Annotated in this window: 7 protein-coding genes; 4 read left to right on the forward strand and 3 right to left on the reverse strand. The window is 45.5% G+C overall.

Going from position 1 to position 9,835, the window contains the following annotated elements:
* Window positions 1-469 precede the first annotated feature (469 nt).
* The gene (gene fadI / locus L1D55_RS25870) at window positions 470-1,777 is read left to right on the forward strand and encodes an acetyl-CoA C-acyltransferase FadI (RefSeq protein ID WP_019824831.1); all 1,308 of its coding nucleotides are present in this window, start codon (window positions 470-472) and stop codon (window positions 1,775-1,777) included.
* Window positions 1,777-3,993 carry a fatty acid oxidation complex subunit alpha FadJ gene (gene fadJ / locus L1D55_RS25875; protein WP_239919371.1) on the forward strand — a complete coding sequence of 739 codons (2,217 nt, stop codon included), beginning with the start codon at window positions 1,777-1,779 and terminating at the stop codon, window positions 3,991-3,993. Before fadI ends, fadJ begins: the two co-directional genes overlap by 1 nt.
* A 381-nt stretch (window positions 3,994-4,374) precedes the next feature.
* Here the strand turns inward: fadJ and L1D55_RS25880 are convergent, their stop codons facing one another.
* Window positions 4,375-7,152 (reverse strand): insulinase family protein, encoded by a 2,778-nt coding sequence (locus L1D55_RS25880; protein WP_239919372.1) that lies wholly within the window; start codon window positions 7,150-7,152, stop codon window positions 4,375-4,377.
* A 305-nt stretch (window positions 7,153-7,457) separates the two neighbouring features.
* On the opposite strand from L1D55_RS25880, the gene sixA reads away from it, so the two are divergent.
* Entirely contained in the window at window positions 7,458-7,922 is a 465-nt protein-coding gene (gene sixA, locus L1D55_RS25885) for a phosphohistidine phosphatase SixA (RefSeq protein WP_004739901.1), read from the forward strand.
* A 102-nt stretch (window positions 7,923-8,024) separates the two neighbouring features.
* On the opposite strand, the gene smrB is transcribed toward sixA, so the two are convergent.
* Window positions 8,025-8,555: an endonuclease SmrB gene (gene smrB / locus L1D55_RS25890; protein ID WP_061033674.1), complete on the reverse strand. Its 531-nt coding sequence runs from the start codon at window positions 8,553-8,555 to the stop codon at window positions 8,025-8,027.
* Window positions 8,556-8,617: 62 nt separating this feature from the next.
* On the opposite strand from smrB, the gene prmB reads away from it, so the two are divergent.
* A complete protein-coding gene (prmB, locus tag L1D55_RS25895; protein ID WP_063523587.1) occupies window positions 8,618-9,550 on the forward strand; it encodes a 50S ribosomal protein L3 N(5)-glutamine methyltransferase in 933 nt (310 codons plus the stop codon).
* Window positions 9,551-9,618: 68 nt separating this feature from the next.
* On the opposite strand, the gene L1D55_RS25900 is transcribed toward prmB, so the two are convergent.
* A partial coding sequence (locus L1D55_RS25900) for an IS3 family transposase (protein WP_152966870.1) occupies window positions 9,619-9,835 on the reverse strand: 217 nt, incomplete at its 5' end.

Genomic DNA, 9,835 nt, shown 5'->3' on the forward strand with positions numbered 1-9,835 from the left:
TCATGGATAGCCTCGGCTTCAAGACCGCAAAGGCATTTAGCCTCAGAGTTAGGTTTAAGAGTCAGTGTAATAAGTGATGCTGTCTGGTGAGACTTTACTATTTTAAAGCCTTCCCAGAATGAAGATAGGAAAGTATGATTCGGCATGAAAACGGTAGTTTGTGTATGATTTTTGTTTGGCGACTAAACCATATCACTTACTACCGTTTTTGTTTTTAGTTCCCGCTAATCCGCGATGAACCTTTTTTTTGCCTCAAGAAAACCAATCTCCTACACCGCTATAACAGTCTTTACTTACAATAGTTTAGTATCTTACGACAACCTTTCACCCCAAAAGGTTCGCCTGAATTTGCAGTTATATTTTCAGACAGTGAGATACTCGTATCACGTTTATTTAAACGCTCGTTTGATTTAATTAACAACTTCTTTACAATGCTTCAGGTCAGACCTCTTAACTTTAAGGAGAAACCATGGGCAAACAGGAAGTCAAAACGCGTTCTGGAGAACGTGTTGCCGTTGTCGCTGGATTACGAACCCCATTCGCTCGTCAGAGCACAGAATTTAGTCAAGTGCCTGCGGTCGACTTAGGCAAAATGGTTGTGAGTGAAATGCTTGCAAGAACTGATGTCGATCCTGCGCTAATCGAACAAGTCGTGTTCGGCCAAGTTGTTCAGATGCCAGAAGCGCCAAACATCGCGCGTGAAATCGTGTTGGGTACCGGTATGGATATCAATACCGATGCTTACAGTGTGACTCGAGCGTGTGCGACCAGCTTTCAAGCAGCAGTCAACGTGACCGAAAGCATTATGGCTGGCACGATTGATGTCGGTATTGCTGGTGGTGCGGATTCTTCTTCTGTATTGCCTATTGGCGTTTCCAAAAAGCTAGCTGCAAATTTATTAGCACTGAGCAAAACCAAAACCATGGGCCAAAAGCTGAAAATCCTCAAAACACTTTCAGTGAAAGATTTGATGCCAGTGCCGCCTGCGGTTGCTGAATACTCGACTGGTTTATCGATGGGCCAAACCGCTGAACAGATGGCAAAGACACACGGTATTACTCGTGAAGCTCAAGATGCACTTGCTCACCGTTCTCACTCTTTGGCTTCTCAAGCATGGAAAGAAGGCAAGATTAAAGATGAAGTAATGACGGCATTTCCAGCACCGTATAAAAAGTACCTAGCGGAAGATAACAACATTCGTCATGACTCTACGGTTGAAGGTTACGCCAAACTTCGTCCTGCATTCGATAGAAAATACGGCAGTGTGACTGCTGCGAATGCAACGCCGCTGACTGATGGTGGTGCAGCTGTGATGTTGATGCGCGAAGGCAAAGCGAAAGAGCTAGGCTTAGAAGTGCTGGGTTACATTCGTGGCTATGCGTTCTCAGCTATTGGTGTTGAAACGGATATGCTTATGGGCCCGACTTATGCGACCTCACAAGTGTTGAAAAACACTGGTTTGGAGCTTTCGGACCTTACGCTTATCGAGATGCATGAAGCATTTGCAGCTCAAGTTCTAGCGAATGTGAAGATGTTTGCTAGTGATGAGTTCGCACAGAAGAATCTTGGCCGTGATAAAGCGATCGGTGAGATTGATATGGATAAGTTCAACGTGCTGGGCAGTTCAATTGCTTACGGTCACCCGTTTGCAGCAACTGGCGCGCGTATGATGACTCAAACATTACGTGAATTAAAACGTCGCGGTGGCGGCTTGGCACTGAATACAGCATGTGCAGCTGGTGGTTTAGGTGCAGCAATGATCTTGGAGGTAGAATAATGTCTACGACTCTTGATGCAACAACAGAAAAAGAAGTAGTCACTAACGCGGAGTCAACTCCAGTGACTGAAGCACCGAAAAAGAAAGCGACCGCATTCTCTCTTAACATCGATGACCAAGACATTGCTTGGCTAGCGATTGATGTACCAGGCGAGAAAATGAACACGCTACAAGCGGCGTTTGCTGAAGAGATGAAAGCGATCTTTGAACAGCTAAAAGAAAAACAAAGCCGTGTTAAAGGCCTAATTGTTCACTCTCTTAAGCCAGATAACTTTATCGCGGGTGCAGACGTTCGAATGCTGGATGCGTGTAAAACTGCTGATGAAGCACAATCTTTAGCACGACAAGGTCAGGAGATGTTCCAAGCGTTATCTGATCTTCCTTACCCAGTTGTTGCTGCAATTCATGGCCCATGTCTTGGTGGCGGTTTAGAGCTCGCATTAGCGTGTGACTACCGTGTATGTACCGATTCAGATAAGACACGTCTTGGTTTGCCTGAAGTTCAGTTAGGTTTACTACCAGGTTCTGGTGGTACACAACGTCTGCCTCGTTTAATTGGCTTGCTACCCTCACTCGACCTGATTCTTACAGGCAAGCAACTGCGTGCTAAGAAAGCGAAATCGCTTGGTGTTGTAGATGCTTGTGTTCCAGATACGATTTTGCTTGAAGTAGCGAAAAGCTACGTCGAAAAAAATACGGGTAGCAAAAAAGGTAAGCGCCTTGCTTCTAAAAGCCAAGCTTCGACGAAAGAGAAACTGATCTCTCGTAACAGCCTTGGTCGTAAAGTGATTTTCGAACAAGCTGCGAAGAAGACCAATCAGAAAACTCGTGGTAACTACCCAGCAGCTGACGCGATTCTTGACGTGATTCGTTATGGTCTAGAGAACGGCTTTGAAAAAGGTCTTCAGTACGAAGCGAAGCGTTTCTCTGAGTTAGTAATGACTTCTGAGTCAAAAGCGCTTCGTTCTATCTTCTTTGCTACCACTGAAATGAAGAAAGAACACGGTGCAGATGCAGAGCCAAAAGCGGTAAAGCGTGTTGGTGTGTTAGGCGGCGGACTGATGGGCGCAGGTATTAGCCATGTGAGTGTAGCGAAAGCAAAAGTACCGGTTCGTATTAAAGATGTATCAAATGATGGTGTTCTGAACGCGCTTAACTACAACTACAAGTTATTCGATAAGCAGCGCAAACGTCGTATTCTGAGCCGTGCAGGTCTTGAAAGTAAGATGCTTCAGCTTTCTGGTGGTATCGACTTTACGAGCTTCAACCACACAGACGTGGTGATCGAAGCGGTGTTTGAAGATCTTGACCTTAAGCAGTCTATGGTTGCAGACATTGAACAAAATGCGAAGCCAGAGACTATCTTCGCGACGAATACTTCATCACTGCCAATCCATAAGATTGCAGAGAAGGCGAAGCGCCCTGAAAACGTGGTAGGTCTTCACTACTTCAGCCCTGCAGAGAAAATGCCACTAGTTGAGGTTATCCCTCATGAAACAACGTCAGAAGAGACTATCTCGACGGTAGTAGCATTGGCGAAGAAGCAAGGTAAAACGCCGATTGTTGTTAAAGACACGGCAGGTTTCTACGTAAACCGCATTCTTGCTCCATACATGAATGAAGCGGCACATCTGCTACTAGCGAATGAGCCGATTGAAAAACTGGATAGTGCGCTGCTAGATTTTGGTTTCCCGGTTGGCCCAATTACCTTACTGGATGAGGTTGGTGTGGATATCGGTGCTAAGATTATCCCAATTCTTGTCAATGAGTTAGGCGACCGTTTCCAAGGCCCTGATGTGTTCGACATTCTTCTGAATGACAATCGTAAAGGCCGTAAGAGCGGTAAAGGTTTCTACACTTACAAGGGTAAGAAGAAGGAAGTCGATAAGTCTGTTTACAAGCTCCTTAAGCTGCAACCTGAGCCGAAGCTAAGTGATAACGACATCGCAATGCGTTGCGTGTTACCTATGCTGAATGAAGCGGTTCGTTGCCTAGACGAAGGCATTATCCGCAGCCCTCGTGATGGCGATATTGGTGCTATCTTCGGTATTGGTTTCCCTCCATTCCTGGGCGGTCCGTTCCGTTACATGGACCAAATTGGTATTAAGTCACTGGTTGAGATGATGAACGATTTTGCTGTTAAGTACGGCGATCGCTTCGCACCATGTGATGGTCTACTGACACGTGCTGGCCTGGATGAATCTTTCTACAAGTAGCTCTTTAGTAAGCTAAATATTGAGCCCGTATCAAGCAGTTGATGCGGGCTTTTTTTCTGGGCAGTTTGGAATATATGAGATTCCCGACTCAGTCGTTCCTCCTTCTCGGGAATGACGGGGGAGTTATGCGTTTTGTCTGGAAGAGCTGATTGCTATGAGAGACTCCCGACTCGGTTGTTCCTCCCTCTCGGGAATGATGAGGAGAGTTATTTATTCTGTAAGCTATTGTACTTTGCAGAATGGTAATCAAACGCATCTCAATCAAAACTAACGTCATCTCCTAAAGCGACGGAGGAGCGTAATAGGAGATCTGATTTTGTGCTTCATCCAATAAAAAAGTTGATGCTTTCACATCAACCTTTTGAATTGTTAGCCTGTTAATTAGCCAAGCTCAGTATCTTTCGGGCGCAACTGGAACTCATCAATAGAGCCAATCTCGACACCTGCAGATAGCTTATCTTCTTCGCTATGAGCGTTGCCGTGAGCGTGCATAATCAGTCGGTTCGCAGTGCGTGGCTTAAGCTGGCTGACCACAAAACGCATCATATCTGAGCGCGTAAGCCCTTTGAGCTCTTCTAGTACTCGTTCTCTCTGATTGAACTCCAAATCCTTATTGCCTATCGCGACCCATAAGCGCTGAGCACGCCCTCGCAATGTGGTATCTGGTGTTGATATTTGATTCCAAAGGCCTCGCTTACTACTGTGCCATTGGTAGTCGTTCAGCTCCAGCAACACCATGTAAAAGGCGTTGAGAAACTCATCGATTGAAACTAGTAAATCAGCAGGAGCAGCATTCGGCGATTGCACGTAAAGCACAATGCCAGGATGTCGATTCAGCGGCACGTTGCCGGTACCAACCATGTAGCCCAGTTGCTGCTTAGTGCGTATTTCATGGAAGAACGTCGCCGACATCAAATGGTTGGCTAACGAATACAGCGCAATATTTTTGGGCGAAATATCAGGGCATTGATAATAAACCACGATCGCTGAATCATCTTGATTGCAGACTACTTCACGCTGGAAGCTACCGTTTTCACCCAGCATGATCAGTGGACGTAGCGATTCTTCATAAGCCTGATCTTGAACTCGTAGTGCATCCTTGAGGGTTTCAGCCATTTTGTGAGCGTCTGCTTGTCGCCAATCACCATACACAAACATCTCAACATGAAGCTCAGCCAAAATAGATTGAACAAATGAAGAGAGTTCATCGACTTCAATCGTTTCGAGCGCTTCAATGAGCACCGTATAAGGTGGGTTGTTGGGCTGTAAAATGCCCGTCATCGCGTTAAACAGTTGCGAAATTGGACGGTCTTGCGACGCATTATTCCAGTTTCTGAGAAGTTGATGCTTAATGGTTTCGAAGCGTGTTGGACTAAAGTCGCGTGCCTGAAAGCGCTCTAGGATCATATTGAGCAATTGTGGCTGCTTTTCGCTGAATCCAGAGAGTGTCAGTGTGACGCCCCCTTGATGGGTATACATGTTATAACCCATGCCCGCTATTTCTGCTTGATAGGTCTCTTTTTCCAGAGAATCTAAGAACATCTCGACACATAAGCGTGTTTTAACGATATTTCTTGGGCTAGCGACCGAGTGTGGACTATCGATGGCGATATACACCACGCCCTTTGGCACTCTGAATTGGTGATCCTGTAGATGCCATAGCTTAAAACCATCGAGCTCTTGCAACAGCTGCGGATGCTCAGCGTCACCTTCAAGTTCTGCTGGGTCTAGGTCGTAGCAAATAAACGGATTTTTACCGGGTAGCTCAAACTGCCAACCGGGATTAATGCAGGTGAAGCATTGAATTTGCTCTGCTGTAAAAGGAGTCACCGAATAAGGCGTAAAGTACCATTTTGCTTCTCTGTCATATTCAAAACCTTTGGCAATAATGGTCGCACGCATATTGTCGACGGTTAAGTAAGGAAGCAGTGAGCGTTGTAGATCTTCGTCGAAATGCGACATTTTATAGTCGCCATACACCACATCTTGTTCTTGATAGTGCTGCATGTTGATAACCAAATGGCTGACGACATCGAGCGGTCTTGCGGGCTCTTGAAAACGGAAAGCGGACTCTAAAACGGCACGTTTTTCAAGGTAGCGCCACTCTTCAATGCCTTGTTGTTCAATCAACTTGATATATTGGAACACCGCTTGGATGATGTGGTCTGTTTTGGTTAAGCCTTCGATAGTTAATGAGCAACTCACCGTGAAATCACGATAGTTACTACCGCTAGCGCCACCGCCAGCAGAGAGTGATGTTATCCAACCTTTCTCTTTGAGCTGCATCATCAAACTGCCTTCTCCTTCGTAACCTAATAGGTGTGCGAAGAATGACAGCGGTTTGACACCATAGTGTTCATCCATGCTCGGCATAGGGAAGGTTAAGGTAAGTTTGCGGACATCCTTAATCGGTTCTACATGTACTTGAACACCAGTACTTAATTCGCCAACAATAGGCACCTCAACCTTTTTGCCTTGAAGGTTGTGATTGGGGATGGAGTTAAAGCGCTCCTCAACCCAGTTTTGCATCTCATCTAATGATTGATTGCCGGACAGCGTCAGGGTCATTAAGTCCGCAGAGTATTGCTGCTGGTGGAATGTGAGAATCTCTTCGCGAATGGTGACGCCATTTCTGTCACCTAACGTATCGATATTACCGACAGAAAACTTCGAGAATGGGTGGTTGTGATTAACCAACTCTTTGGTAACTTGGTATAGGCGTCGCGCATCGTCGTTGAGTTTCATCTTGTATTCTGAATCAACGGCTTGGCGCTCTTTATCTAGCGCCTCTTCGTTAAATAGAGGGGCGGTAAAGAATTGGCTAAAGCGATCGAGAGCGGCCTCAAAAGCATTCAATTCAACGTCAAAGAAGAAGCAGGTGTGCTCTGTTCCAGTCCAGGCATTATTGCTGCCACCATGTTGGCTGATAAAGCTTTGGAACTCGCCGACCTTTGGATACTTTTCAGTTCCTAGAAATAGCATATGCTCTAGGTAATGTGCTAAACCTTCTCGGTCGGCAGGATCATCAAAGTGCCCGACATTAACGGCGAGTGCAGCTGCAGCTTTTTGAGCGCTATGGTCTTGAACCAAAAGTACTCGCAATCCGTTATGTAAGGTGAGGTAACGGTATTGATGTTCATCATTGGGGCTTAAATGCACAGGAGCATCTCCGAAGAAGGTGGTTTTTAAATTATGTACCCGATGGTTCGGCGTGCAAACCTTGTGATCATATTTTGGGATATGAAGTGCTTTTTTGGCGACTTCTGAATCACTTTGTCGATTTTTATCAGTGATTTATTTTCTTTTAACAAGATTGTTAAGAAAGTCGAACTCTTTAGCAAGTGACTTGATATAATTATTTATATAGACTGCGGCTCCCTTCGGATTGAGGGCCAAACGCTAAGTAGCGTATCGCTGATATGGGATATATCGACTTTCGAAATGTTACGTAGACAGGACTGAACATGAAAATATTCATAATGCGCCACGGTGAAGCAGAACATTTTGCTAACTCGGACGCAGAACGAGCGTTAACTAAGCGCGGTAAAATGGCGTCTCTTGCGGTGGCTCAAGCTGCAAACGAGCAGGGCATCAGCCAGTTTGATAAAGTACTAGTGAGCCCATACTTGAGGGCACAAGAAACGTGGTTAGAGATCTCTCAGGCGTTTTCTGGAAAGAAAGTGGAAACCTGTGATGACATCACGCCTTATGGAATGTCTGATGATGTGTTTGATTTGACCGTGGCAATGGCTGAAGTAGAAAAACTAGAGACCATTTTATTTGTTTCTCATTTACCTCTAGTGGGCTACTTAACTGCTGAATTCGCAACCGGTATGGCGCCACCGATGTTCCCAACATCAGGTTTAGCCTGTATTGAATTCGACCTTGAGACACAAAAAGGCGAGCTGCTGTGGAACATCAACCCATAACTTAGGGTTTGATAGAACATAGAGCGACAGCCAGAATAGAAAAGGGCACCTCAGTAATTGAGGTGCCCTTTGTTATTTGGTGTGAAGTGATCACGACTCGTTCTATTTCTCTGGAATTGAGAGCAACACTAACAGTGCACCATTGCCACCAAACTCAAGAGGCGCTTGGTGAAAAGCCATCACATCTGGGTGTTGAGCCAACCACAAAGGCACTTTCTCTTTTAAGATGTGCTTACCGATGCCGTGCTGGACACAGGCACATGCGACACCTTCTTTGACACAATGTGCGATCATGGCGCCAAGCTCGCGTTTGGCTTCTTGTTGAGTCATGCCATGCATGTCTAGATAGACGTCTGGAACATAGACACCACGACGAAGTCGTTTCACTTCATACTTAGAGACATCGTCACGCGCATAGCGTGTTGGGCCCTCTTCGCTAAGGTGCGGAATGAACTCATCTGAGAAATAAAACTCGCTGTCACTGGCTTGTCTTGCCGTTCGAGTAATTTCTTTTTGTTTGGCATTTCTTTTTGGCTGCTGGATTATGGTATCCTGTTGCAACTTTTTAACGCCCTTTACTGCATCGCTGAACAGGGCGAAATCGTCATCGAAATCGGTGTCTTTTTTGCTCATCAGGTTATGAATTCTAATTTGAAACGTAATTAGCAGTATTGTAGCGCTTTTCGGAGACAATTTTGGATAAGATTTTTGTAGAAGAAGCGGTATCAGAACTACACACGCTTCAAGATGTGATTCGTTGGACTGTTAGCCGCTTCAATGCAGCGGGCCTATTTTATGGTCACGGCACTGATAATGCGTGGGATGAGGCGGTACAACTTATTTTACCAACTCTTTATCTGCCGATTGATGTTCCTTCACATGTATTGAACTCTCGCTTAACGAGCAGCGAGCGTCTACGCATTGTTGAGCGTGTAATCAAGCGTATCAATGATCGCACACCAACGGCTTACCTAACGAACAAAGCTTGGTTCTGTGGCCTGGAGTTCTTCGTTGATGAGCGTGTACTTGTGCCTCGTTCTCCAATTGGTGAGCTTATTGAAGCTCAATTCCAACCTTGGTTAACTGAAGAGCCGACTCGCATCATGGATCTTTGTACGGGCAGTGGCTGTATTGCTATCGCTTGCGCACACGCATTCCCGGAAGCCGAAGTTGACGCAATTGACATCTCTACAGATGCATTGCAAGTTGCAGAGCAGAATGTTCAAGATCACGGCATGGAGCAACAAGTGTTCCCAATCCGTTCAGATCTGTTCCGTGATCTGCCAAAAGAGAAATACAACCTGATCGTGTCTAACCCGCCATACGTGGACGAAGAAGACATGAACAGCCTGCCAGATGAGTTTACCCATGAGCCAGAACTTGGCCTAGCAGCAGGTTCTGACGGACTTAAACTGGTTCGCCGAATCCTAGCTAACGCGCCAGACTACCTGACTGATGACGGTATTCTGATCTGTGAAGTAGGTAACTCAATGGTTCACATGATGGATCAGTACCCAGAGATTCCATTCACTTGGATTGAGTTCTCTAATGGTGGTCACGGTGTATTCATGATGACTCGCGAGCAGCTAGTTGCTTGTGCTGATGAGTTTTCTATCTACAAAGACTAATTAGCACAATGACCGAATCAAAAGCCGCACTGAATAGTGATGTGACCCCGTAAAGTTGGACATTTCTGTTAAGCGGCTTTCAAGGCCTGAGTTCGATATTCTATCGGAGTCAGGCCTTTTAGTTTCACTTTTATACGTTTGGTATTGTAGTACTCGATGTATTCTTTAATTTGCTCTATCAGAGCATCTGCATCTTCAAAGCTTTGGTTGTGATACATCTCTGTTTTGAGTAAAGCAAAAAAGTTTTCAGCAACCGCATTATCCAAGCAGTTACCTTTTCTCGAC

Origin of the sequence: Vibrio sp. Isolate22 (genome assembly GCF_022398115.1) — a bacterium.
GTDB lineage: Bacteria > Pseudomonadota > Gammaproteobacteria > Enterobacterales > Vibrionaceae > Vibrio.